The organism is Sandaracinaceae bacterium (assembly GCA_016706685.1).
Lineage (GTDB): Bacteria > Myxococcota_A > Polyangia > Polyangiales > Houyiibacteriaceae > JADJJE01.
This window is the reverse complement of record JADJJE010000017.1, coordinates 45,044-70,152: the sequence shown is the minus strand read 5'-3', so window position 1 is coordinate 70,152 and position 25,109 is coordinate 45,044. Positions and strand designations below refer to the sequence as shown.

Annotated in this window: 22 protein-coding genes; 6 read left to right on the top strand and 16 right to left on the bottom strand. The window is 70.7% G+C overall.

Features of this window, described 5'->3' with window-relative positions; all coding sequences use genetic code 11:
* Nucleotides 1–21: 21 nt before the first annotated feature.
* Complete coding sequence (locus IPI43_21250; GenBank protein ID MBK7776632.1) at nt 22–603, bottom strand: hypothetical protein; 582 nt, start codon at nt 601–603, stop codon at nt 22–24.
* Between the two features lie 111 nt (nt 604–714).
* On the opposite strand from IPI43_21250, the gene IPI43_21245 reads away from it, so the two are divergent.
* Genes IPI43_21245 through rph form a run of 3 tightly spaced genes read left to right on the top strand, consistent with a single transcriptional unit; the run spans nt 715 to nt 6,328 of the window.
* On the top strand, nt 715–3,678 hold the full coding sequence (locus IPI43_21245; protein MBK7776631.1) for a tetratricopeptide repeat protein: 2,964 nt from the start codon (nt 715–717) through the stop codon (nt 3,676–3,678).
* Entirely contained in the window at nt 3,678–5,561 is a 1,884-nt protein-coding gene (locus IPI43_21240) for a HAMP domain-containing protein (protein ID MBK7776630.1), read from the top strand. Before IPI43_21245 ends, IPI43_21240 begins: the two co-directional genes overlap by 1 nt.
* Complete coding sequence (rph, locus tag IPI43_21235) at nt 5,558–6,328, top strand: ribonuclease PH (protein MBK7776629.1); 771 nt, start codon at nt 5,558–5,560, stop codon at nt 6,326–6,328. Before IPI43_21240 ends, rph begins: the two co-directional genes overlap by 4 nt.
* 37 nt (nt 6,329–6,365) lie before the next feature.
* Here rph and IPI43_21230 read toward each other — a convergent pair whose 3' ends face one another.
* The 3 genes from IPI43_21230 to IPI43_21220 all read right to left on the bottom strand — a co-directional run bounded on the left by IPI43_21230 (nt 6,366) and on the right by IPI43_21220 (nt 9,717).
* Nucleotides 6,366–7,151 carry a hypothetical protein gene (locus IPI43_21230; protein MBK7776628.1) on the bottom strand — a complete coding sequence of 262 codons (786 nt, stop codon included), beginning with the start codon at nt 7,149–7,151 and terminating at the stop codon, nt 6,366–6,368.
* Complete coding sequence (gene glmU / locus IPI43_21225; protein MBK7776627.1) at nt 7,148–8,515, bottom strand: bifunctional UDP-N-acetylglucosamine diphosphorylase/glucosamine-1-phosphate N-acetyltransferase GlmU; 1,368 nt, start codon at nt 8,513–8,515, stop codon at nt 7,148–7,150. Before glmU ends, IPI43_21230 begins: the two co-directional genes overlap by 4 nt.
* 62 nt (nt 8,516–8,577) lie before the next feature.
* A complete protein-coding gene (locus IPI43_21220) occupies nt 8,578–9,717 on the bottom strand; it encodes an ArsA family ATPase (GenBank protein MBK7776626.1) in 1,140 nt (379 codons plus the stop codon).
* 268 nt (nt 9,718–9,985) lie between these two features.
* On the opposite strand from IPI43_21220, the gene IPI43_21215 reads away from it, so the two are divergent.
* Entirely contained in the window at nt 9,986–10,351 is a 366-nt protein-coding gene (locus IPI43_21215; GenBank protein MBK7776625.1) for a hypothetical protein, read from the top strand.
* 20 nt (nt 10,352–10,371) lie between these two features.
* Here IPI43_21215 and IPI43_21210 read toward each other — a convergent pair whose 3' ends face one another.
* The 12 genes from IPI43_21210 to IPI43_21155 form a co-directional block, all read right to left on the bottom strand.
* Nucleotides 10,372–10,770, bottom strand: coding sequence for an Rrf2 family transcriptional regulator (locus tag IPI43_21210; protein MBK7776624.1), 399 nt, complete (start codon nt 10,768–10,770; stop codon nt 10,372–10,374).
* 32 nt (nt 10,771–10,802) lie between these two features.
* Nucleotides 10,803–11,330, bottom strand: coding sequence for a group III truncated hemoglobin (locus IPI43_21205; GenBank protein MBK7776623.1), 528 nt, complete (start codon nt 11,328–11,330; stop codon nt 10,803–10,805).
* 333 nt (nt 11,331–11,663) lie between these two features.
* Nucleotides 11,664–12,653 carry a hydroxymethylbilane synthase gene (gene hemC / locus IPI43_21200; protein MBK7776622.1) on the bottom strand — a complete coding sequence of 330 codons (990 nt, stop codon included), beginning with the start codon at nt 12,651–12,653 and terminating at the stop codon, nt 11,664–11,666.
* Complete coding sequence (locus IPI43_21195) at nt 12,650–14,032, bottom strand: glutamyl-tRNA reductase (protein ID MBK7776621.1); 1,383 nt, start codon at nt 14,030–14,032, stop codon at nt 12,650–12,652. Before IPI43_21195 ends, hemC begins: the two co-directional genes overlap by 4 nt.
* Nucleotides 14,029–14,838: a cytochrome c biogenesis protein CcsA gene (gene ccsA / locus IPI43_21190; protein MBK7776620.1), complete on the bottom strand. Its 810-nt coding sequence runs from the start codon at nt 14,836–14,838 to the stop codon at nt 14,029–14,031. Before ccsA ends, IPI43_21195 begins: the two co-directional genes overlap by 4 nt.
* Nucleotides 14,839–14,941: 103 nt before the next feature.
* The gene (locus IPI43_21185; GenBank protein ID MBK7776619.1) at nt 14,942–16,612 is read right to left on the bottom strand and encodes a hypothetical protein; all 1,671 of its coding nucleotides are present in this window, start codon (nt 16,610–16,612) and stop codon (nt 14,942–14,944) included.
* A 39-nt stretch (nt 16,613–16,651) separates the two neighbouring features.
* Complete coding sequence (locus IPI43_21180) at nt 16,652–17,086, bottom strand: hypothetical protein (GenBank protein ID MBK7776618.1); 435 nt, start codon at nt 17,084–17,086, stop codon at nt 16,652–16,654.
* A gap of 86 nt (nt 17,087–17,172) precedes the next feature.
* Nucleotides 17,173–17,502 (bottom strand): thioredoxin, encoded by a 330-nt coding sequence (gene trxA / locus IPI43_21175; protein ID MBK7776617.1) that lies wholly within the window; start codon nt 17,500–17,502, stop codon nt 17,173–17,175.
* 131 nt (nt 17,503–17,633) lie between these two features.
* The gene (dut, locus tag IPI43_21170) at nt 17,634–18,113 is read right to left on the bottom strand and encodes a dUTP diphosphatase (GenBank protein MBK7776616.1); all 480 of its coding nucleotides are present in this window, start codon (nt 18,111–18,113) and stop codon (nt 17,634–17,636) included.
* Nucleotides 18,114–18,184: 71 nt separating this feature from the next.
* Nucleotides 18,185–20,602: a polyribonucleotide nucleotidyltransferase gene (pnp, locus tag IPI43_21165; GenBank protein ID MBK7776615.1), complete on the bottom strand. Its 2,418-nt coding sequence runs from the start codon at nt 20,600–20,602 to the stop codon at nt 18,185–18,187.
* Between the two features lie 194 nt (nt 20,603–20,796).
* The gene (gene rpsO / locus IPI43_21160) at nt 20,797–21,066 is read right to left on the bottom strand and encodes a 30S ribosomal protein S15 (GenBank protein MBK7776614.1); all 270 of its coding nucleotides are present in this window, start codon (nt 21,064–21,066) and stop codon (nt 20,797–20,799) included.
* A gap of 135 nt (nt 21,067–21,201) precedes the next feature.
* Nucleotides 21,202–21,492, bottom strand: coding sequence for a winged helix-turn-helix transcriptional regulator (locus IPI43_21155; protein MBK7776613.1), 291 nt, complete (start codon nt 21,490–21,492; stop codon nt 21,202–21,204).
* A gap of 126 nt (nt 21,493–21,618) precedes the next feature.
* On the opposite strand from IPI43_21155, the gene IPI43_21150 reads away from it, so the two are divergent.
* Nucleotides 21,619–23,730 (top strand): ABC transporter ATP-binding protein, encoded by a 2,112-nt coding sequence (locus tag IPI43_21150; protein MBK7776612.1) that lies wholly within the window; start codon nt 21,619–21,621, stop codon nt 23,728–23,730.
* Nucleotides 23,727–25,061, top strand: a complete 1,335-nt coding sequence (locus IPI43_21145) for an HlyD family efflux transporter periplasmic adaptor subunit (GenBank protein ID MBK7776611.1) — start codon at nt 23,727–23,729, stop codon at nt 25,059–25,061. Before IPI43_21150 ends, IPI43_21145 begins: the two co-directional genes overlap by 4 nt.
* Nucleotides 25,062–25,109: the final 48 nt, after the last annotated feature.

The window sequence follows — 25,109 nt, the reverse complement described above, 5'->3', positions numbered from 1 at the left end:
CAGAAAACGCGCCGCGCCGCCTCAGGCGTCCGTGTTCTTGCGCTTGCCGGCGAGGTGTTCGGCAAAGCTGCCAGCCTTTGGCCCAGGCGGAGGCTGCGCGGCGCGTGACGCCTCGGGCTTGTCCTCGGGGCCGTCGTCCAGCGCCAACAGGAAGCGCCCCATCAGCCCGTCCACCATCAGGTCGCGCTCGTGCGTGCCGAACTGTCCGGCGCGGAACTCCGCCAAGACGCGCTCGTGGTCGGTGCGGTAGGCCACCACCAGCTCGCGGATGCGCTCTTGCTTGGCCCAGACGCGGTCGTGGTTCTTGGCGTAGACGGCAACCAGCGACACGAGCGAAGCGCCGGTGAGCAGCACCCCGATGGGGCCACCCAGGAAGAGGCGCAGCAGCACGGTGACGCCAGCGACACCAGCCGCCCCGCGCAGCGCCTTCTTGCCCACCTCCACGTCCAGCGTCTTGTCGAGGGCCACGCCCCAAGCCTCCCGCGTGGCGAGCAACAGCGCCAGGAAGGTGACCTTGCTGGCACCGCGGCGCTCCCAGTACTGCGTGATGGCGCTGCGCAGGAACCCCTGGAAGGTCGCGTAGGGCGAGTGGTGGGCCGGCATCTCCCGCGCATTGTAGTGGGTTTGCTGGGAAGTACACGCCGGCGCGGCCCGGCCCCGGCTTTAGCTCGCGGCCGATGCATCCTGGCTCGCGGGCCCGTATCCTTCGCCTGCATGTCTCGCTCTCGCGCCCGTAGCCTCCGCCTCGTCTTCCTGTGGTCGACCCTGCCCACCTTCGTGTGGGCCTGTGGGGGCGGCTGCGGGGGCGGCGCACCCACCACCGACACCACCGGCACCGGGGAGCGTGATGGGACCAGCGCGGAGGTGAGCCCCGACGCCATTCCTCTGCCCACCATGCCCGACGCGCCGGCGGACGAGGCCGAGGCACCGCGCACGCCGCCCACGCTCACCACGGTGGATGACGGCACGCGCGCGCTCTCGCAGGGCTTCTACACGCAGGTGGCCGACCGACTCGACGCGCTGCAGGGCAGCGAGGCGGCGCGCGCGCTGCTGCGGGCGCGGCTGCTGCTGGTGACGGGACGCTACGACGATGCGGTGACCCGCGCGCGCGAGGCGGCGCGTGACGCCAGCCTGCGCAACGAGGCGGTCATGCTGGAGGCCGAGGCGCACTTCGCCCGCGGTCGGCTCGAAGACGTGGACCGGCTGCTGGGGGCGCTGCCTGCCACGCACGACCGGGCCTCGCTGTTTCTGGCGCGCGCGGCCGAGCGGCGGGGCCGCTCCGTGGAGGCGCGCAGCTTCTACATGCGCATCATCGAAGGCTACAACTCGGAGCGCATCAACGCGCGCGACGCGGCTGGGCTGGCCTACGTGGGCAGCGCGACGCACGCGCTCGGCAGCGTGCGGGACGCCAACACGGCGTTCCAGGAGTCCATCGCGGCTGACCCGCAGCGCGTGGAGACGCAGCTCGAGTGGGCGCAGCTGTTCCTCGAGAAGTACGACGCGGGCCACGCCGAGGAGTGTGTCCAGGACGCCCTGCGCGTGAACCCGGAGCACCCCGTGGCGCACACACTCTACGCGCGCATCCGCATGGAGCAGAGCTACGCGTTCGTGGAGGCCGACCGGGATCTGCAGCGCGCGCTCGCGGTGAACCCCAACCTCGCCATGGCGCGCGTCACGCTGGCCGGGTTGGCGCTCTATGACCTGGACGTGGCCACCACGGACCGCATCCTGGGCGAGGTGCTGGCGCAGGACCCGACCGACCTCGAGGCGCTCAGCGTGCGTGCCGCGGGGCGCTTCCTGGCCGACGACGCCGCCGGTTTCGAGGCGGCCAAGCGCGAGGTGCTGCGGCGTCACCCCACCTACAGCCAGCTCTACACCATCATCGCGCGCTACGCGGAGTGGGAGCACCGCTACCCGGCCATCGTGGACATGGCGCGCGAGGCCATCGCGCTGAACCCGCGCGACGCGGTGGCGCAGGCCACGCTCGGCATCAACTTGCTGCGCATGGGCGACGAGGACGCGGGGCTCGCGGCGCTGCGCGAAGCTTGGCGCCGGGACCGCTACAACGTTCAGGTCTTCAACACGCTGAACCTCTTCGAGGACGTCATCCCGCAGCAATACGCGAGCTTCGAGGAGGCGCCGTTCCGGTTCCGCATGCACCAGGAAGAGCGCCCGGTGCTGGAGCGCTACGTGCCGCGCCACCTCACGGCCGCGTATGCGGGGATGGTGCGCCGCTATGGCTTCACCCCGGAGGGGCCGCTCGCCATGGAGCTCTACGCCGACGTGCAGCACTTCTCGCTGCGCACCACCGGGCTGCCCAACCTGGGCGTGCAGGGCGTGTGCTTCGGCAAGGTGGTCACCGCCATCTCCCCGCGCGGAGGGCCCTTCAACTGGGGGCAGATCACGTACCACGAGCTGGCCCACGTCTTTCACATCCAGCTCAGCCACAACCACGTGCCGCGCTGGTTCACCGAGGGGCTGGCCGAGTACGAGACCATCGTGGCGCGGCCCGAGTGGCGCCGTGAGATGGACCACGACCTGCACGCGGCCATCGCCGCCGACCGGCTGCCGGCCATCGTGGACATGAACCGCGCGTTCACGCACGCCCGGTCCGCCGAGGACATGATGGTGGCGTACTACGCCAGCTCGCAGATGGTGCTCTTCATCGCCGAGCGCTACGGGTTCGAGAAGCTGCCGCGCATGCTGCGCGAGTGGGGCGCGGGCCGCACCACGGCGCAGGTCATCGAGCGCGTGCTGGGCGTGGCTCCGGCCGAGCTGGACACGCTGTTCCGCACGCACACGCGCACTCGGCTCGCCGCGCTCGACGGGCAGTTCAACGTGGACATGTCCGCCTACACGGACCTCGAGGCGCTCGACGCGGCGTCCACGGCGGCTCCCAACGACGCGGCTGCGGCCGCACGAGTGGCGGCGGCGCGGCTCATCCACGGCGACGCCGAGGGGGCCAACGCCGACCTGGCGCGCGCGCTGCGGCTGAACCCGAACGAGCCGCTGGCGCTCTACCTGACGGCCCGTCTGGCGCTGGCGCAGGAGCGCTTCCCGGACGCGCGCGCGGCGCTCGAGAAGATCGTCACCGCAGGGCGCGACGGCTTCGACCTGCGCCTGCTGCTGGGCCGTGCCGCGCTCGCGGCCTCCGACGTGCCTGGCGCGCGGGCCCACCTCGAGGCGGCCACGCGCCTCCAGCCGTGGCGTGCGAGCGCGTGGCAGGGCCTGCTGGAGATCGGCATGCAGACGGAAGACGCCGCCCTGCGCCGCACCGCGCTCATGCGCCTGGTGGACCTCGAGGAGCACGACCGTGAGCTGCACGCCCAGGCGCTGGACTTGGCCATCGAGGAGCGTCGCTTCGAGGACGCCGTGCTGCTGGGTCAGCGCAGCATGCTGGTGGACCCGGGCCGCGTGGAGGCCCACATCGCCCTCGCGGGAGCCCATGGTGAGCGAGCCGCCCACGCCGACGCGCTGTACGAGTACGACAGCGCCCTGCTGCTGACCCCCGCCGCGCCGGCGCACGTGCAGCTGGCCCGTGCGCGCCACCTGCTGGCTCTCTCGCGCCGCTCCGAAGCGGAGGCCGCCGTGGCCGAGGCCATGCGTCTCGACGCGACGACCGCCGAAGAGGGTGCACGCATCCTCGCGGCCGCAGGAGGCGCTCGGGCGCAGCCCTGATGCCCCTTCGCTCGCCGCCGACCCAGGCCTCCTCGCTGCGCAGGCCGTCCATCCCGACGCGCATCTTCCTGGGGTTCGCGCTGGTGCTGACCGCGTTCGGCGCGGTGGCCATCTTCAGCCTCACGCAGCACGCGCGCACGGTGCGCACGCTCGGCCTGCTGAACGAGGGGCTCCTGCCGCTGGCGCTCACGCTGGGCGAGGCCAAGGCCACCCAGGCCGTGTTCGCCACGCTGCTCAACCAGATCGAGAGCGAGGACGCGGTGTCTCGCCGTGGCTGGCTCAACGCGGCGCGCGCCGTGCGGCCTGCCACGCTGCGCCGTGCCTTCCATGGCCTCGACCGCGCCGAGCAGCTGGCGGTGGTGGCGGGGGGCGAGGAAGCGCTCGCGCGCGTGCGGGCCTCGCTGAACGACGTTTCGGCCGCCTACCGGGCCAGCGACGCGGACTACGAAGCGCTCGAGGCGGCACACACCAGCGGGGACCCCCAGCGCGCCGAGCGCATGCTGCGCTCCATGAGGCTGCGCGAGCGCGACGTGCAGCGGCACTACCGCGACGGCTGGCGCGAGCTGCAAGAGGCCATCGCCAGCACCAGCTCCATCGCGGCCGAGCACGAGCGTCGCGCGAGCATCGTCTTGGGCGTGCTGGTGCTGCTCTCGCTGAGCCTCGGGGTGCTGGTCACGTGGTGGTCGCAGCGCATCCTCAAGCCCATCCCGGCGCTGCAAGAGCGGGTGGAGGCCGTGGCGCGCGGTGACCTCTCCACCACACTGGACCTCGGCGGGGACGACGAGCTGGGGCGCTTGGCGGCGGCGTTCGATCGCATGGTGAAGGCGCTGGCGCTGCGCGACGCGAGCCTGCGCGAGCTCCAGCAGATGCAGCGCGAGATCGTGGAGGGCCTGCGCGCTGCGGTGGTCGTGGTGGACACCGAGGGCCTCGTCCGGGTGGCCAACCCCGCGGCCCGTGACCTACTCCGAGTGGCGACCGAGCAGCGCGCGGAAGAGAGCCTCGGCGCGGTGCCGGGGTTGCTGGCTGCCATCGAGCAGGTGCGCACCACCGACCAGCGCGTGGCGCTCGGGCGCGTGAACGTGGCGCGTGGGACCCAGGAGGTCGTCCTGGACGTGTCGCTCGCGCCGTTCGGGCGTGGGGAAGAGGGCGCGTCGGTCGGCTCGGTGTTGGTGGTGGTCGAAGACGTCACGGACGAGCTCGCCACCGCGGCGCGCCTGATCCAGACGGAGCGCCTCGCTGCCATCGGACGCATGGCCGCGCACGTCACACACGAGGTGCGCAACCCGCTCTCCAGCATCGGCCTGAACGTGGAGCTGCTCGAGGAGGAGCTGGTGCATGCCGGCCCCGAGGCGGCGGCGCTGCTGGCGTCGGTGCAGCAAGAGGTGGACCGGCTCACGGGCATCACGGAGCAGTACCTGCGTCTATCGCGCGTGCCCCAGCCTCAGCTCGAGCTGGGCGACCTGGGCAGGCTCGTGCGCGACATCGCCGCGTTCATGGCCGAAGAGATGCGCGCTCACGGGTCGCGTCTGGTGGTGGAGCTGGCCGAGCCACTGCCGCAGGTGGCGCTGGACGCGGGGCAGCTGCGGCAGGCGCTCCTGAACCTGCTGCGCAACGCTCGTGAGGCCATGCCCGGAGGCGGCGAGGTGCACGTCTCGGTGCAGCCCGCGGCGCCCGGGGTGCGGCTCACCGTGCGAGACCACGGCAGCGGCATCAGCGACTCGGTGCGCGAGCGCATCTTCGACATGTTCTACACCACCAAGGAGCGCGGGACTGGCCTCGGGTTGCCGCTCACCCAGCAGATCGTCACCGCGCACGGCGGCACCATCGAGTGTGTGCGTCCCGAGGGCGGCGGGACCGCGTTCGAGCTATGGTTCCCGGCATGAGCGAGAGCCCCGCGAGTCGCCCCGATGGCCGCGCGCCCACCGAGCTGCGCAAGGTGGAGATCGAGACGGGGGTGCAGCGCTACCCCGAGGGCTCGGTGCTCTACCACGCAGGTCAGACCACGGTGCTGGTGTCCGTCTCGGTCGCCGACGGCGTGCCGGCGTGGATGCAGAGCGTGCGCGGTGGCTGGCTCACCGCCGAGTACGCCATGCACCCGCGCGCCAACAAGCGGCGGCAGCGGCGCGATGGCCGCGGCTCCGGCGGCGTGGACGGGCGCAGCGCCGAGATCCAGCGGCTGGTCGGGCGGGCCTTGCGCGCCTCGGTGCGCCTCGATCAGATTGGGCCGCGCACGGTGACCGTGGACTGCGACGTGCTCGACGGCGACGGTGGCACGCGCACCGCATCGGTCACGGCCGGCTTCATCGGCATCGCGCTGGCGCTCGAGAACCTGCGGCAGCGCGGCGTGCTGGGCCGCGGCGTCATGCGCGAGCCCGTGGCAGGCGTGAGCGTGGGCTACTCCGCCGGGCGAGCGCTGCTGGACGTCTGCTACGAAGAGGACCGCGACGCCGAGATGGACCTCAACATCGTGGCGACTCGTGGAGGGGCCATCATCGAGGTGCAGGGCACCGCCGAAGCCAGCCCCATCCCACGCGCGCGCTTCGACGAGATGCTGGCGCTCGGGCTCGCCTCCATGCCGGCGCTCGCCGCGATCCAACGTGCGGCGCTCGAGCGCGCCGGGGTGGCGGTGGACGAACTCTGCGCGCCATAGAACGCGAGCCCGCTATCGCGTGGCTGAGCGCCCCCCGTCAGAACGTGAGGTGCAGGCTGAGGCCGCCGAGGGTAGGCGACAAGCGGGCTTCGGTCTCGGGCTCGTCCCAGTAGGCTTCGCGCGGCGCGTCGTCTACGTAGCGATCCCAGCAGAAGCCCGCGCGCGTCCGGACCCACGCTTGCGTGGCCCAGTTGGGTGCGGTCAGGATGCGCGTCTCGTTCATGACTGGCCCTCCCAGGAAGGCTATGGCGGAGACCAGCGGCTTGTCGAACTTCACGCTCAGCAGCGTGCCCCAGCCCACGCTCCACACGACCGCGCTCGCGTGCGACAGCGCGCTGTGGATGATGCGGTCGCCGTTCGCCGCCAACTCGAGTGCGTCGAGGGCGTAGCGCAGCTGTGCGCGGCGCTGCTCCGGGGTGTCGCTGGGCATACGCTCGATGCGCCGACGTGCCCAGACCTCGGGCATGGGCAACGCCACCAGCTGCACCATGGCGGTAGTGGCCCCGACGCCGCTGATGTACGCGTTCCAGCGTTGGGCACCCTCGGCGCGCGGCCCGATGAACGCGAACTCGGCGACTGCGAACACCGCGAAGAGGCTCATCCACCCGAAGCGAAAGGCGCGCGCGTGTCGCTCGTGCGAGCGAAACTCACGGGCGATGGCGCTCGTCCGGCGCGCGACCTCGTCGTCGTCCAGCTCGTCGACGCACCCATAGGCGTCCTGGGCCGCAACGCGCGAGGGTGCGCTCGCTGCGAGAGCGACGGAGAGCAAGAGAGGCAACGCGATGACACGCTTCCGGCGGAGGCTCGTGGGGGTGTTGGTCACGTGCCTTCAGTCGGCTTCTCGGGCGTCTTCGCGCGGGCTCGGAAGCGTGCGGCGTAGCCTTCTTTGTTCTGCTGGCGGGTGCGCGCCACGGCCAGCGCGTCGGGCGGGACGTCCCGCGTCACGGTGGTCCCGCTGGCCACATAGGCCCCCGCGCCCACGGTGACCGGCGCCACCAGCTGGCTGTCGCTGCCGATGAAGACGTTGTCCTCGAGCGTGGTGGTGTGCTTCCGCACGCCGTCGTAGTTGCAGAAGATGGTGCCGGCGCCGATGTTCACGTTCTTGCCGATGACGCCGTCGCCCACGTAGCTCAGGTGGTTTACCTTCGAGCCCTCGCCCAGCTTGGTCTTCTTCGTTTCGGAGAAGTTCCCCACCTTGGACCCGCGGCCCAGCTCGGTGGCCGGGCGCAGGTGCGTGAAGGGCCCCACCGTGGCCTCCTCGCCGATGACGCTCTCGCTGGCCACCGTGTACGGCAGCACCTCGGCGCCCTCACGCACGATGACGTCCGTCAGCACGGCGCCCACGTCGATGCGCGCGCCGGTCTCGATGACGCAGCGCCCTCGCAGGTGCACCTGCGCCTCGAGCACCGCGCCCGGAGCGACCTCGCAGTCCGCGTCCACGTAGACGGTGCGCAGGTCGCGCACGGCCACACCGTCTCGCGCCAGCGCGGCGGCGATCCGCAGGCGGCGCTCCTCGGCGCACAGCGCGAGCTCGTAGCGGTCGTTCACGCCGCGCAGATCGGCCATGTCCCACGCCACGTCTCGGACACCACCGGCAGCGGCGGCCTGCTCGACCACGTCGGTCAGGTACAGCTCGCCCTGCGCGTTGTCGTCGCTGAGCCGCGCGATGGCGTCCCGCAGGAACCCCGCTCGCACCGCGTAGAGGCCGGGGTTGACCTCGCGCACGGCTGCCTCGCCCGGGCTGCAGTCGCGCTGCTCACGGATGGCTCGCACGCGCCCCTCGGCGTCACGCAGGATGCGACCATAGCCCCGCGGATCGGGCAGGTGCGAGGTGAGCATGGCCAGCGACGCGTCCGCGTCCAGCGCGTTGATCAGGGCGTGCACGCTCTCCTTCGGGATGAGCGGGCAGTCGCCGTAGAGGATCACCACGTTGCCTTCGAAGGTGGCGAGCGCAGGCGACTCCATGGCGCAGCGCACCGCGTGGCCCGTGCCGCGCTGCTCGGCCTGGAGCGCCGTGCTCACGCGCCCACCGAAGCGGGTGTGGAGCGTGCTCTCGACCTGCTCACGGCCATGACCCACCACCGCCACGCAGCGCTGCACCCCCGCGTCGAGCGCCGCGGCGATGCTCCACGCGACCAGCGGCCGCCCGGCGATCTCGTGCAGCACCTTGGGCAGCGGACTCTTCATGCGCGTGCCCTGCCCGGCGGCGAGGACGATGGCGACCCACTCGGTGTTGGTCTGGTTCTGGCTCACGCGGCGCCTGCCGTGCCGGTGAGGTACGAAGCAACGCGCGCTAGCGCGGCGAGATCGTGCACGTCTTCTTCGAAGGCCGGCACCTCCACGAACTGCACCCGGTCGCCGCCGCGCGACTGCCGGATGTGGTTCTGCAGCCGGTCCGACTCGATGCGGTCCGCCACCGCCTGCAAGCGCTCGTCTTGGAGGGCCTGCATCATGCGCTCCACGGTGTCCGCGGCGTCCATGCCGGGGAGGTGCGGGGCCAACTCGGTGGCCAGCGCTGCGTCGCTGATGCTCGGCTCGGACAACAGCACGTGCACGCCGTTGATGACCACCGCGTCGCGGCGCATGCCCGCGTCGGTCAGCTTGTCCGCGAAGTAAGTGGCCTCGCGGATGGCCATGGGGCTGGGGCTGGTGACGACCACGAAGGCCACCTCCGGGCTGCGCAGCGCGGCGCTCACCGCGGTGGCGTGCTCACGGAAGCCGCCGAAGAGGTCGTTGATGCCCGTCACGAACCCGGCCACCTCTTCCAAGAACTCGATGCCCGTGAATTTAGCGAGGCCCTTGATGAGCACGGTGGACGCGCTGGCCATGAGGCCCAGCCCGAAGCGGCCCTTGCCCGGTTCGATGGCCTGCATGAACCAGCGCACGGCGGGCGAGTCGATGGCGTCGATCAGCCGCTCCGGCGCCGTGAGGAAGTCGAGCGCGTTGCTGGTGGGCGGCGTGTCCAAGACGATCAGGTCCCAGTTGGACTGCTTGCGCACGGCGTGGAGCTTCTCCATCGCCATGTACTCCTGCGTCCCCGCGAGCGAGCCCGCCACGTACTGGTAGATGCGGTTGGTCAGGATGCGGTCGCGTGCTTCGGGGCTGCTGGCGTGCGTCCTCACCAGCTCGTCGAAGGTGGACTTGGTGTCCAGCATCATGGCCGCCAGCACGCCACCGGGCGGCAGCGGCAGGTTGTTCTCGTGGAACAGGCGCGCCGGCACCTCCTGCTCGCTCGTGGTCATCTCGTCCAGCCCGAGGCTGTTGGCGAGGCGCCGCGCGGGGTCGATGGTGAGGCACAGCACGCGCTTGCCCTGCATGGCCGCATGCACCGAGAGCGCGGCGGCCGTGGTGGTCTTGCCCACGCCGCCGCTGCCGACGGTGACCACCACGCGGTTGCTCTTCAGGACGTCTGCCAAGCTCATGGGTGCCTCTGCGTGCCTCTGCCGACTTTGGGAGCGTGAAAAGGGGGACGCTCCCGTGGGTAGACCCTCTCGCAGACCCGCCGGGGCCCAGACTCGGGTGCGTCGTGATATCGCAGGTTGGGGATGGGGTCAAAGCCCGGTGTTGCCGAGAACTTGGTCGCTCGAGCGCGTCTGTCTACACTTACCTACATGTCGCACGATATCTTACGTGCGCAAAGGCAGGTACGCGATGTGGATGCTTCAAGAACGACGCCAGCAACGAACCTCCGAGCGCGAAGCGGCCCTGCGCTTCCAGCTGGAGCACAGCCGGGCCCGTGGTGGCCTCGAGGCGCTGGTCCTCGCCGACCAGCAGGGCATGATCGTCGCGAGCGCCGGGGAGGCTGGCATCTGTGAGGAGCTGGGCGCCATCGCGCCGCTGATGAGCCGCGCGGTGATGGGCATGCCGCTGCCCCCGCTGCTGCGTGGGGGCGAAGTGGTGGTGCGGCCGCTGCGGCTCTACGGGCAGGAACTCTACCTGGCCTGCGTGGGCGGCGGCGTGGCCCGCGACGCGCTCATGAGCAATTCGGTGAGCGGCGTGCAGCGCATCCTCGCGGCCAACTGACTCTGCGCCGCGTGCAGCGCTCAGCGCGCGCGCGCCACGAGCTGCACCAGGGCCTTCGGCTGCACCACGCAGTCGGCGAGGGTGACCGTGTCGAGGTGCGCCAAGAAGGCTTCCTGAGCGCTTGCGAGCGCGCCAGCCAGGCCACAGCCGCGCGTGAGCGAGCACGCGTCCGCGCTCTCGAAGCAGGGCACCAGCTCGCTCGGCTCGAGGGCGCGCACCACCTGTCCCACCTTCAGCGCTGCCGGGTCGCGCGCCAGCACGAGCCCCCCGTCGCGGCCCCGTCGCGCCGAGACGAAGCCGTGCTGCGCGAGGCCCTGCGACACCTTCGCCAGGTGATGCGCGCTCACGTCCAGCGCCCCCGCGATGGTCTGCACCGACGCGCACGGCTCGCCGCGCCGCGCCGAGATGGTGAGGTACATGAGCGTCCGCAGCCCGTAGTCCGTGAAGGACGTCAGGCGCACGCGGGCCGCGCCTCCTCGAACATCGCGCCGCTCAACCGCCCGGCGATGCGCCTTGCGCGCAGCAGGATCGCGTCGGCCACGGGCGGCTCGAAGATCTCGCCCAGGGTCTCGCCAAAGAGGCCGAGCCAGCGCTCGAAGTCCTGCGGTGCCACGCCCGTGAGCTCGCGGTGCTTCTGCATGGGGTTGCCCATGAAGCCTGGCGCGGCCAGCAGCACGGCGCTCCAGAAGTGCACCATGCGCGTGAGGTGCGGCCCCCAGTCGGCGATGCGCGCGTCGAAGATGGGCCCGAGCACCACGTCCTCGCGGATGCGCCCATAGAACGCGAGCACCATGCGCTCGATGGTCGCGGCGTCCACGTACGGGGCGAGCGCCTCCGCGCGCCGCGGGGTCAGCCAGCGCGTGCGACCATCACCCGCCGTGACGCGATACGTGGTGGAGCCCCAGCGCGTCCGCGCGACCTGCGTCACTTCGAAGAGCTGGTCGTCCAGGAGGACGTGCTCGCCAACTTGGTGGGTCATCCATGCGCTCATCGGAGGCCTCCGGGAGTAATCAGGTATATCACATGCTTGATTGCAGACGCGCGGCGTCGGGTCAAGGCGTCTGGCGCCGGGTCATGGGCACCCAGCTGAGACTAGAGGATCTCGCCAGCGGCCGATGTGCCTTGTGGCAAGGCACAATAGGCACCCCCGGCTTCCAGCCCTTCCAGCCGGGGGTGCCCATAGAACCTTGCAGCAAAGCGAATCGGCCCCCTCGCGAGATGTGTGAGATCATGAGGCCCGAGCCGTGGGTGCCCATATCGCCTTGCCGCAACGCAGCGAACCCGCCCCTCTCGAGATGCCCAGAGGCCCCGCTCAGTTGCTCGTCAGCTCGCGGCGCAGCACGGCGGCCTCGGCTTCGCGCATCAAGCGCTGGGCGCCGCGGGCGATCAACCCCTCGGCCACCTCGCGGCCGAGCGCGCGTGCCTCTTCGCAGCGGGCATCCTGCGTGCGGCCGCGAAGGTAGATCTCGCTGCAGCCGGAGAGAGTCTCGTCGGTCTCCACCCCGCCCACGAAGCCGTCGAGGCGCATGCGCCCGGACACCGGGTCCAACGTGGCGTGGCCGGCCAGCGGCACGCGGCAGCTGCCCTGCATGCAGCGCAGCAGCTCGCGCTCGGCTTCGGTGGCCAGCCGCGTGGTGGGGTCCTCGAGCGGCAGCAGCAGGTCGATGAGCGCCTGGTTGTTGGCGCGCGCCTCGATGGCCAGCGTGCCCTGCCCCACGGCCGGTAGACACACCTCGCGGTCCAGCACCTGGTGCGCGCGCGACCCGAGCAGCCCGAGGCGGCGCAACCCAGCCGCGGCCAACACGATGGCGTCGAACTCGCCGCTGTCCAGCTTGCCGAGGCGCGTCTCCACGTTGCCGCGCAGGGTGGCGTAGTGCAGGTCCGGACGCTGCACGCGCAGCTGCGCGACGCGGCGCAGGGACGTGGTCCCCACACGAGCCGCCGCCGTCAGCGACATGAGGTCGATGCCGTCACGCGTGAGCAGCACGTCGCGCGGGTCTTCACGCTCGGGGAGGCACACCAGCGCCATGCCCTCGGCCAGCTCCACGTCGCCCGGGACGTCTTTCAGCGAGTGCACCGCGAAGTCGGCCTCACCGCGCGACACGCAGGCTTCCACCTCGGACACGAACAGCCCCTTGCCACCGATGGCGGCCAGCGGACGGTCGGTGACGCGGTCGCCCAGCGTGGTGACGTGCACCTCCTCGATCTCGACCTCGGGGTGGAGCGCCACGATGCGCGCGGTGAACGCCCGCATCTGCGTGAGCGCGAGGTTGCTGCGGCGGGTCGCCACGCGGAGCTTCATGCGCCGTGGGTCTTTCGAGTGGGGAGCGGTGGGGTGGCGGGCCGTTCGACGGATGTGCCCCGCGGTGCTTCGTGGGCCTTCTTGGGGTCAGCGGCCTCGACCGCAGCCTCCGCGGCTGGGCCGGAGCCCAGCTGAAAGAGCGCGCGCGCCGCGGCGATGAGCTGCTCGCCCTCGGGCTGGGTGGCGCCCGCCTTCAGCGTGGTGAGCGCGGGATGCAGCAGCTTGTTGACGATGGCCTCGCTCATGGCCTTGAGCGCGCGTTCGTCTTCCGCGCTGCTACCGGACAGACGCTGCGCGGTGCGGGCCACTTCCTCACGCACCACCTGCTGGAAGTGACTCCGCAGCTCCACGATGGTGGGCGTGAGCGCCAGCGAGCGGCGCCAGGCCTCGAACTCCGTGACCTCCGCCGTGACGATGGCCTCCGCCGCCTCGGCTTCCTGACGGCGCTGTGCCAGCCCCTCGTCCGCGACCTTCTGGAGGTCGTCCACGTCGTACAGGAAGACGTTGTCCATCTCGGCCACGCGAGGGTCCACGTCGCGCGGGACGGCGATGTCGATGATGAACAGGGGCCGGTGGCGCCGCGAGCGGCACACCTCGCGCATGAGCTCGCGCGTGAGCACGAAGCCCGTGGACGAGGTGGACGAGATGACCACGTCGGCCTGGACCAGCTCGCTGAGCAGCGCCTCGTAGTCGCGTGCCTCGCCGCCGCACGACGTGGCCAGCGCGTCGGCCTTCTCGCGGCTGCGGTTGACCACCACCAGACGGGCGCCGGTGGCGCTGAGGCTGCGGGCCGCCGTCTCGCCCATCTGGCCGGCGCCGAGCAGCAGCGCACGGCGCCCGCGGAGCTCGCCGAAGATCTTCTGCGCCAGCTCCACCGCCACCGAGCTGATGCTGACCGTGCCCTCGGCGATGCGCGTCTCGGTGCGCACCCGCTTGGCCACCGCGAACGCCCGCGTGAAGCAGCGCCCGAGCAGCATGCCCACGGTGCCCGCGTCGTTGGCCAGCTCGAAGGCGGTCTTCACCTGACCGAGGATCTGCGGCTCACCCACCACCAGCGAGTCGAGGCTGGCCGCCACGCGGAAGGCGTGGTGCGTGGCCTCCGCGCCACGGTGGTGATAGAGGCAGCCCTCCACGCCCTCGCCGCCCCGCTCGCGGAAGTGCGCCCGGGCACGCTCGAGCGCCTTGTGGGGCTCTGCGGCGTGGGCATACAGCTCCACGCGGTTGCACGTGGACAGCAGCAGCGCCTCGTGGAGCCCCGCCTCCGAGACCAGGGCCTGCAGCTCGGCGGGCACGTCGGCGTCGCCCGTGGCCAGGCGCTCGCGCAGCTCCACCGGGGCCGTGTGGTGCGACAACCCGATGACGATGAGGTCGCTGTTCACGACAGCGCGCCCCCGGACGCGCGCAGGACATAGAAGGCCAGCACGCTCACCGCGCAGAGGAAGCCCACGATGGTGCCGAGCGCCGCGCGCCGGCCACGCCAGCCGGACATGACACGCAGGCCGAGGATGGACGCGAACACCCACCAGGTGGCGATGCCCATGAGCGGCGCGGGCTCCAGCATGAGCCGCCCCGCGTGCTCGCGCGCCATCCACAACGCGCCCGTGACCACGCCCACGGTCAGCAGGGAGAACCCCACCAGCGAGGCGCGAAAGCTGAGCGAGTCCAGCACGTCCAGCGCGGGCAGCCGCTGGAACAAGCCGCCCAGCTCCTTGCGGCGCAGCATGCGCTCCTGCAGCACGTAGGCCAGCGCCGCCCCGAACGCGAGCGCGAAGGCGCTGACGCCCAGCACGTTCACACCGATGTGGAACGGCAGCAGGCGCGAGCGCACCTCGGGGGGCACCGACGACACGCTGTGGCCGAGCCCCGAAGCCAGGAAGAACAGCAGCGTGACCGGCGTGATGAAGGCCCCCAGCACCGTCACGGGGCGCTGGAGCGTGGTGGCGAGGAAGGCGCTGACGATGGCGAACGAGACCAGCGACAGCACGCGGTGGATGTCGCCCACCAGGCTGCTGCCAGCGGCCACGTCACCCACCAGGTAGGCCACGTGCAGCGCCACCGCCAGGCCCAGCGTGACGTTGGTGGCGCGCGTCAGGCCTTCGCGACCACGCGTCAGGTGCGCGAGGTAGAGCGCGCACGCGATGCCGTAGAGCACGGCGGTGGTGATGAAGAGACCGGGGATGAGCATCGCGGGGCGGGGTGCAGCAGCGGGCCTGTGCGTGCTGACCGATGAGACGAGTGTAGGTCCGAATGTCCGAAGGCGCCCGTTGCCCGCGCCTGGCAGCCCGCGTTCAGGGGGCGCCTTCGGGAGGCACGTGTTCGGGCGCGGGGGGCACATCTCCCGGCGCGGGAGCCAGAGCGGGCGCTTGCCCGGCTACGGGGTCGGCGTCTTGGAGCTGCTCGATGTGCTCGCGCACCCGCTCGTGCTGGTCTTGCTCGATGCGCCACTTCTTGAAGAGCGCGAACGCCAGGCTGGCGGCCACGATGACCACCGCCGCGAACAAGGCCGGGACGATCACATCGCGGCGACGTCGCTGGGCCTTGGGGCGCGCCGCAGCCGGGGCCTCGGCGCCGCTGGGCAGCCGCGTGATCAGCGTGGATGGACCCTGCAGGGTGCGCCGGGCGGGACCCGTGGGCTTGATGTCGGCGAAGGCGATCTTCATCGTGGCTTCGTCGCGCGGGCGCACGAGCGGGACGTCGTCGTCATCGTCATCGTCATCGTCATCGCCGGACGGGGCTGGCGGCGGTGGGGGTTCCGTATCCGCAGTGTCGCTGTCGTCGTCTGGGTCTTGGGCCTGCACGTCAGCGAGCTTCACCTGGCGAGTCTTGGCGTCCTCGTCCAGTTCGGGCAGGGCGTCGTCGGCGGGGTCTTCGTGGTCCACGGTCTGTTCCTCCGGCCCCCCGGTCTCGCTCATGGCGTTCAGGTCGTCGAGCGAGAGCTCGGCCGTCCCGCTCTGGTCACCGTCCGCGGGGCGCCGCGCGCTGCGCGCCTGCGCCGGCCTCGCCGCGAAGGCCCGCGTCGCGCCCGGGGGCTGGCTCGACTTGCTGGGGTGGCGCACCACGGCGGTGGCTTCGGCCACGCGGTCTTCTTCGCCCTCACCCAGCAGCGAAGAGCGCGCGACGTCTGGACGGCTGGGCAGCGCTGTCCCCGCCTGGCGGGCGAGAGCCTCGAGCAGCGGCGTGAGCGAGGGCGGCCGGCGCCGCGGATGGGCGGCGATGAGCTTGGCGATCTCGTCTCCCACGCCGCCGAGGCGCGCCGGCACGGAGGCGCCTGGCTCACAGGCGCGCTCTCCCGTGAGCGCCTGGTACGCGAGCTGGCCGGCCGCGAACAGGTCGGCGGAGTCGCGTGCGACACCCGTGAGGACCTCGGGGGCGAACTCGCGTCGCAGCCGGTCGTGGGCGCGCAGGATGGTGGCCAGCGGCCGCGGCGGTGCAGCGGCGATGAGGAACGCCCCGGTCAGGTGCACCGTGCCCATGCCGTCCACGAACACGCGCTCGAGGCGCACCTCCCCGTGGTGTCGCCCCGCCGGGCAGGCGTCTAGCGCGTCGGCGAGCTGCACCAAGATGGGCAGCAGCTCGTCGGCGTTCATGCGTGCCTCGGTGCGGCTCAACAGCATGGCACTGAGCGACGTGCCTGGGCTCTGGGGCTCCACCACGAAGAGCGTCGATCCCTGGTGCACATCCACGGCGCGCAGCCCCGCCAGGTGCGGCCCGTTCACCCCCACCATGGGCGAGAGCCTGCTGGCATAGGCGCGTGCCGTGTCGGCGTCGGGGGAGAGCGCAGGACTCGCGATGCGCACCCAGACCAGCCGGTCGTCCTCGTGGTCGCGGCACTCGTAAAGGGCGCTCAGGGGGTCTTGGTCGAGCTGACGCATGACCTCGTAGCGCTCGCCGATGACCGCGCCCGTGCGGAACGGTGCGTGGCCTTGCGGGGTGCTCTCTTGCGTGGTGCCGCCGTGCAACTGCGTTGACCTGGGGTGGAGGGTGTTCGTGAGCTGGGCTCAGCCCTTGGAGCTCAGGAAGAACTGCGCCAAGAGGTCGAGCTCTTGGGAAGGGGGGTTCCCGTCGCCGGCGGCAGCGCGCGTGGCGGCGGCCAGGTTGGCGCCGCCGAGGCTGGCCGAGCCGGCGTCGTCGTTCGGGATGGGCAGGCCCAGGAAGCCTTCGACCACCTCGTAGGCGTTGTCGCCCAGGATGACCGAACCCGCGCAGTGCTCACCGCCGAGGGCTACCACCTGGTCCAGCGTCTTGACCTTGCCGACCAGCTCACTCGAGTCACCGCCCTCGGCGACCTCCGACAGGAAGTGGAACGCCGTGTTGAGCTGGAAGCGATGACCGAGGCGCCGGATGGCCATGACGTCACCGTCGACGTCGACTGCGTCGTCGCCGAGCCACTGGTCCAGGGTCGCCTGGGACACGAACATGCGGTGCTCCGCCATGGCTGCGAGCCTACACCACACGCGAATACGGCGCGAGCCCCGAAAGGCCCGCGCCGCGTATGGATAACGGTTTTCGCGTCAGCGGATCAGAGCGAGCGCTCGATCAGCTCGGCGATCTTGCCCTTGGGGGCGGCGCCGACCTGCTGTGCGACCACCTGGCCGCCCTTGAAGACCAGCAGCGTGGGGACGCCTCGGATGCCGAAGCGCGACGCGGTGCCCGGGCTCTCGTCGATGTCCACTTTGGCCACCTTGGCGCGACCCACGTACTCGTCGGCCAGCTGCTCCACCAGGGGGGCGATCATCTTGCAGGGACCGCACCACGTGGCGGCGAAGTCGACGAGCACCGGGGTGTCGCTGTTGAGGACCGCCTCGTCGAAGTTGAGGTCGTTCGCGGCGACGATGTTCTTTCCAGCCATGGTGGGGATTCTCCTAGTGAGGTACTGAAGGGGACGGAGTAGATATCCGCGAGGCTCCTGTCAACTGGCGCGCCGCTCTGGCGCGTGGTCCGTGGGTCTCGGGGGATGTTGTCGTGACGCCCTCCGCGCCATTACGGGCGGTCTGGCCGACTGGCGGTGCCCGTGCTGCCGAAGCCGCCCTCGCCACGCGCCGTGTCGTGCGTCACCACCGTGCCGAGCAGCACCCGGGCGCGGGTCACGGGCGCGACCACCAGCTGGGCGATGCGCATTCCGTCCTCGAGCACGAGCGGCTCGCGGCCGTGATGGACCAGCAAGACCATCAACTCGCCGCGGTAGTCCTCGTCGATGGTGCCCGGCGCGTTCAGCACCGTGACCCCGTGCTTGGCGGCCAGACCCGAGCGCGGGCGCACCTGCCCCTCGTGTCCGGCGGGGAGCGCGATCCGCAAGCCGGTCGGGACCTTGGCGATCTCACCGGGCAGCAGCGTGCGCGGCTGAGCGTCTTCGAAGGCGCAGGCGAGGTCGAGGCCCGCGGCACCCTCGGTGGCATAGGCGGGGAGCTGGGCGTTCGGGCGCAGGCGCTCGACCGTGAGCGTGTGGGACGGGTTCGTCATGCCCCCCAATTGGCACCGGCCGGGCGCTCTCGCATCCCGGCCGGTGTCATCACTCGAAGTCGACGCTGGGCTCAGCCCTCGGAGCCGCCGCCAGCCGGCGTGCCGCCACCCTCGCCACCCTCGCCGCCTTCGCGACGACGACGACGACGGGGCTCGCCGCCTTCACCACCACCCTCGCGGGGCGGACGCTCGCCACCCTCACGGGGCGGACGGTCACCACCCTCGCGGCGCGGGCCACGGTCACCACCCTCGCGGCGCGGGCCACGGTCGCGATCGCCACCACCACGGGGCCCATCGCGGCGCGGGCCACGGTCGCGGTCACCGCCGCGGTCACCACCACGGTCGCGGTCACCACCACGGTCGCCGCGGTCACCACGGTCTTCACGGGGCGGACGCTCCACGTAGCCCTCGGGCTTCTCGAGGAGCTCCTTGCGCGACAGGCGGATGCGCCCCTCGCGGTCGATGGCCGAGATCTTCACCTCGACCTCGTCGCCGAGTTGCATGAGCGCCTCGACGTTGTCGACGTACTCCCACGCCATGTCGGTGATGTGGCAGAGGCCGTCCTTGCCCGGGGCGATCTCGATGAACGCGCCGTAGCGCTCGATGCGCTTGACGATACCCTTGTAGGTGGCGCCGACCTCGGGCTCCGTGGTCAGGCTCTCGATGATCGCGATGGCGCGCTTCACGGCCTCCGGATCGTCCGAAGAGATGTTCACCGTGCCGTCGTCCTCGACGTCGATGGCGACACCGGTCTGCTCGACGATCGCCTTGATCATCTTGCCGCCCGGTCCGATGATCGTGCGGATCTGATCCGGCTTCACCTTCAGCGAGGTGATGCGCGGCGCGTAGCGGCTGAGCTCGGGGCGCGAAGCCGGGAGCACCTTGGCCATCTCGCCCAGGATGTGCAGGCGAGCCTCGCGCGCCTGGTCCATGGCCTCGCTCATGATCTGCGTGGTGAGACCACCGATCTTGATGTCCATCTGGATGGCGGTGATGCCCTTGTCGGTGCCACAGACCTTGAAGTCCATGTCGCCGAGGTGATCCTCGTCACCGAGGATGTCCGTCAACACCGCGTAGTCGTTGTTGATCATGATGAGGCCCATGGCCACACCCGCGACCGGCGTGCGGAGCGGGATGCCCGCGTCCATCATCGCCAGGCTGCCGCCGCAGACGGTGGCCATCGACGACGAGCCGTTCGACTCCGTGATCTCCGACACGATGCGGATGGTGTACGGGAAGTCTTCCTTCGACGGGATGACGCTCTTGAGCGCGCGCTCGGCCAGGTTGCCGTGCCCGATCTCGCGACGACCCGGGCCGCGCATCATCTTCGCTTCGCCCACGGAGTAGGGAGGGAAGTTGTAGTGCAGCAGGAAGTTCTTCCAGACGTCCTCGGTGAGGCCGTCGATGCGCTGCTCGTCGCGGCGCGTGCCCAGCGTGGCGGTCACGATGGACTGCGTCTCGCCGCGGGTGAAGAGCGCGCTGCCGTGGACGCGCGGGAGCAGGGTGGCCTCGATGGAGATCGGACGGACCGTGCGCGTGTCGCGGCCGTCGACGCGGACCTTCTCGTACACCACCTGCTCGCGCATGGTGTTGAACTGGAGCTCCTCGTAGGCGTCCTTGATCTCTTGCTCGCGTCCCTCGAACTCGCTAGCCAGAGCCTTGACGGCGAGCTTCTTGCCAGCCTTGAACGCCGCGTAGCGCGCGAACTTCTCGCGTACGTTGCAGGCAGCCTTGATGGCATCGAGGGCTACATCACGCACGCGGGACGCGACGTTCTGGTCGGCCTCGGGCGCGGTGTACTCCAGCTTGGCCTTACCGACGGCCTCGCGGATGCGCTCCTGCAGCTCGAGCACGCCCTGCACGGAGTCCTTTCCGAACTGCAGCGCCTCGACCATCTCGGCCTCGGTCAGCTCGAGGGCCTCGCCCTCCACCATGACGATGGCGTCCTTGGTGGCCGCCACGATGATGTCGCAGGTGCTCTTCTCGAGGTCCTTGAACGTGGGGTTGGCGATGAGCTTGCCGTCGACCTTGCCGACGCGCACGCCCGCCACGGGGCCGGCCCACGGGATGGGGCTGAGCATCAGCGCGAGCGAGGCGCCGGTGAGGGCCAGCACGTCCGTGGGGTTGATGCGGTCCGCCGACATGACGGTGGCGATGATCTGGATCTCGGCGCGCCAGTGCTCGGGGAAGAGCGGGCGGCACGGGCGGTCGATGATGCGCGACGTCAGCGTCTCGTGGTCGCGCAGGCGGCCCTCGCGCTTGAAGAAGCCACCGGGGATCTTACCGGCGGCGTAGGTCTTCTCGACGTACTCGCAGGTGAGCGGGAGGAACGACACGCCGGGGCGGGCCTCGTCGGTGCCGCACACGGTCACGAGCAGGACGGACTCACCGCACGTTACGAAGACGGCGCCGCCGGCCTGCTTGGCGATACGACCGGTCTCGAACGTGACGGTCTTGTCGCCGATCTTGACGGATTCACGAATTATCACAGGGCACACTCCATCAGGAGCATCCGGGAACGACGAGAGCGGGGCTCGATCCTCGATTCCATGGCTCGACCCGGCTGCGGGAGCTTCGAGCCATCGAAGCGAAGAGCGAACGACCCACGATTCCGGTCGCGGAGATGCTCGGGGACCAAATTGAAAAACGGCGGCTCGGAACCATTCCCGAGCCGCCGCGTAGCTTACTTACGAATGCCGAGCGCGGTAATAATCTTGCGATAGCGCTCGATGTCGTGGCGCTTGACGTAATCAAGCAGGCCGCGACGCTGGGACACCATCTTCAGGAGCCCACGCCGACTGTGGTGGTCCTTCTTATGGGTCTGGAAGTGGTCCGTGAGGTACTGAATGCGGTCCGTGAGGAGCGCGATCTGGACTTCAGGGGAACCGGTGTCGTTTTCATGGGTGCGGAATTTGTTAATGATTTCCGCGCGGCGGTCAGTGGTCGAAGCCATCTTCATCGTCTCTCGGTGGCTTGCTGGCTCTAACAGCAGGGGCCCCCGTATCTGCAACGTAGGAAAAGAGCCGGGGGAGCATGCGAGGGGGGCGAGGGGGAGTCAAGGCAGCCAGCCCAGAAAGCCGAGTATCCGCTAGCCCGCGTCGATCAGCGCCACCAAATCCAGCACGCGGCGGTGCGCCTCGAGCGGATGCCGCAGGTGGGCTCCGCTGCTGATGGCGTAGTGCGTGCGCCGTCCGCGTCGCTCCCGCAGGAGCACCTCGCCGTCCTCGAGCTCCGTGAGGATGCGCTGCACTGCGCGGTCCGTGATCCCCACCTGGTCGGCGATGTCCCGCACCCGAGCGTCGGGGTTGCGAGCCACGCAGAGGAGTACATGGGCGTGATTGCTGAGGAAAGTCCAGCGGGCAGGAGCTTCTGAGGTCATCTCGAAACCCTCTCGGGCATTCAGGGGGCGGTGGGCCGGCAGCATGGCTCATCGATCCGTCCAAGTTTTCATGAAAAATATATCATGCATTGACATTCGTGCAACACATCTCATGATTGTTCGCTCATGAATGAGACCTCGGTGATCGACCCCCTCGTGGACCGGCTTCGCACGCTGCTCGGCCTCCCGCCCCATGCTGGCGAGGCCGTGCTCGCTCGCGAGGTCGCTGCAGCCCCATCGCCGAGCCCTGAGGCAGAGTCGAGCACGACCGAGGGCGAGCCGGTGGTCGACGAGCCGCCGCCACCCGAGCGCTCCGCTTTCGAGCAGCTGGTGGACCGAGTCGCGCGGGCTGGCCTCTCCCTCCAGACCTTCGAGGCGCCTCTGGACGTGGCGCTGCAGGGGGTCCGACGCGGTCGCCCCATGGCCACGGTCGGGCACGATGGCTCGCTCTGCCTTCTGCTGGAGAGGCTGGGGCCGCGGGTGCGCGTCGAGGATGAGCGGGGCCAGCGCGAGTGGCTGGGAGCACCTCAGCTGGCGGCCCGCCTCGGGCTGACCAGCGTCCACAGCGAGCACACCTGGCTCGCCGTGGATTCCCCACGCTCCCTGCCGCTCGAGCTCCACGATGACGAGTCGCCCTGGCGGGTGGCGTACGACCTCGTCCGGGAGGACCGCTCCGACCTGCTCGCCATCGCGGTATACGCCACCGGCGTGGGGTTGCTGTCGCTGGTGCTCCCGCTGACGGTGCAGGTGCTCGTCAACACGGTCGCGTTCGGCACGGTGGTTCAGCCCATCGTGTTGCTCACGCTGTTCCTCGCGGCAGGCCTCGTGTTCTCTGCGGTGCTCCAAGCCACGCAGGCGTTCATGGTGGAGGTCATCCAGCGCCGGCTGGTCGTGCGCGTGGTGTCGCGGCTCTCGGAGCGCTTGCGGCGTGTCAGCGCAGACGCGTTCCAGGCTCATCGGGGGTCGGAGCTGATGAACCGCTTCTTCGATGTCTTCGTGGCGCAGAAGGCCATCGCCTCGCTGGCCCTCGGGGGTATCGAGGCGGTGCTCGCGGTGGTGGCTGGGCTGGTGCTCCTGGCGGTCTACCACCCCCTGCTGCTGGGCTTCGGCGGGCTGATCGTGGCCGGGCTCTTCGTGGTGCTGCGCCTCATGGGGCGGGGCGCCACGTACACCGCCATTTACGAGTCCAAGGCCAAGTACGCGATCGCGGCTTGGCTCGAGGACATGGCCGTCCAGCGCAACCTCCTCAAGCTCGGCGGCGGGGGCGAGTTCGCGCAGCGGCGCCTCGACGCCCTCGCGGCGGCGTGGCTGGGCGCGCGCGATGCTCACTTCCGGATCGTCTTCCGGCAGTACATCGGCACGCTGGGGCTGCAGGTGATGGCGAGCGCCACGCTGTTGGGTCTCGGCGGTTGGTTGGTGGTCCAGCGCGAGCTCTCCGTCGGGCAGCTGGTGGCCGCGGAGCTCGTGGTGAACCTCGTGGTCGTGTCGCTCAGCAAGCTGGGCGGCAAGCTCGAGACCGCCTACGACCTGGTCGCGGCCGCCGACAAGCTGCACTTGCTGCTCGACCTCCCGCTCGAGCGCGAGGGCGGGTCGCTGCCCGCCCGTGCCCGTGGGGCAGCCAAGGTCGAGCTGCGCCGCGTGTCCACGCCTGGCGGCGAGCTCCGCGACCTGAGCCTGGTCCTCGAGCCCGGGCAGCGCCTCGTGGTGCGAGGTGGCGCCGAGCGGACACGCGCCCTGGTGGACCTGCTCTTCGGTCTGCGGGTGCAGGCTTCGGGTGTGGTTCGGCTGGATGGCGACGACGTGCGGGACCTCAGCTTGCAGGGCCTGCGCTCGCGTGTGCTCCTGGTGGCCGAGCCCGAGGTGCTGCCCACGAGCGTATCCGAGAACGTCGCCGCGGTCGGTCGAGCGCTCACGCCCCGCGACGTGTGGGGCATCCTCGAGCGGGTGGGTCTCTCGGAAAGGGTCGAGATGCTTCCCGAAGGACTCCAGACCATCCTCGGGGAAGGCGGCGCGCCCCTCACGCGGGAGGAGGCGCAGCGCTTGGTGATTGCCCGTGCGCTGGCTGCCCATCCCGCGCTGCTGGTGCTCGACGGCGCCCTCGACGGCCTCCCCAGGCGGCTGCAGCGGACGGTGCTCGCGTCCATCGCGCGGGACGTCACGCTGCTGGTCGTGACCCGTACGGACGACCTCGACGCGTACGTGGACGCTCACATCGAGCTGCCGGAGGAATACTCGTGAGAACGTCAGACGCCATCCCGTCGCAGAGCGACGCCAGTGTCACAGCGTTGCTCCCTGCGGCGCGTCTGCTGCCCGGGACGACCATGCCATTCCGGACCGCCAAGCGGCTCGCGGTGGCCTTCGCGGCCTTCTTGTTCTTCGCTGCGCTGGCGCCTTGGCGCCAGAACGTGTCCGGTACGGGTCAGGTCTACGCCTTCTCGCCCGACGAGCGGCCTCAGTCCATCGAGGCGACCATCTCGGGCATCGTCGTGGGGTGGCACGTGGTGGAGGGCCAGATGGTGCGCGAGGGCGATTTGCTCGTGGAGCTGGCCGACAATGACCCCGAGCGCGTGGCTCGGCTCGAGCTGCAGCGCGATGCTGCCGTGGTTCGCGTCGAGGCGTTCCTGGCTCAGGTGGAGGCCTTTCGAGAGCGGATGGACGCGCTGCGGAGGTCACAAGAGGCCCAGCTGAGCGCGGCTCGTGCGGAGGTGCGGGTGGTGCTCGACACCCTGGCCAGTCAGCGGGAACTCCTGGTGGCAGCCGAGGCCCGCGTGACCACCAACGACGTGCAGCAGGCCCGTGTGGCCACCTTGGCTGGCGAGGGGCTCGCGTCGCAGCGCGAGAGCGAGCTGGCGCAGCTGGGGTCCGCCGACGCGCAGGCGTCGTTGCGTGCGGCCCGCGCGCAGGTCAGCGCCACGCAGGCACGCCTGCGGTCCGCGCAGGCCGCGCTCGAGCGCACGCAGGCCACCACCGACGCCGACATCCAAGCAGCCAGCGCGTCGTTGAGCTCGGCGGACACCCAGGTGGCCTCCGCGCGCAGCGAGCTCGCGCAGGTGGAGTCGCGGCTGGCGCAGCAGTCGGCCCAGGCCATCCGAGCCCCACGGGACGGCGTGGTTCAGCGAATCCTCGTGCAGCAGGGCGGCGTTCAGGTGTCGCAGGGGACCGTGCTGGCGGACCTCGTGCCGCTGACCGAGTCGCGCTCCGTTCAGCTCTATGTGGACGGCAACGACGCCGCCCTGGTGACCCCTGGGCGCGAGGTGCGCCTCCAGTTCGAGGGGTGGCCCGCCGTCCAGTTTGCGGGCTGGCCGAGTGTGGCGGTGGGCAGCTTCGCCGGTCGCGTCGCGTTCGTGGACTCGGCGGACGACGGGAATGGAGACTTCCGCGTGGTGGTGGTGCCGGACGAAGGCGCCGAGCCCTGGCCCGCCCCCGTGTTCCTGCGCCAGGGCACGCGCGTGAAGGGCTGGCTCTTGCTGGACGAGGTCACGGTGGGCTTCGAGATCTGGCGGCAGCTCAACGGCTTCCCGCCGCGCTACCGCATGCCGCCCTCGTCGGCACAGGGGGGTGGAGCGTGAGCTCGACGCGCAGAGGAAGCTGTCCGCGGCGACGCGCACCGCTGCGCA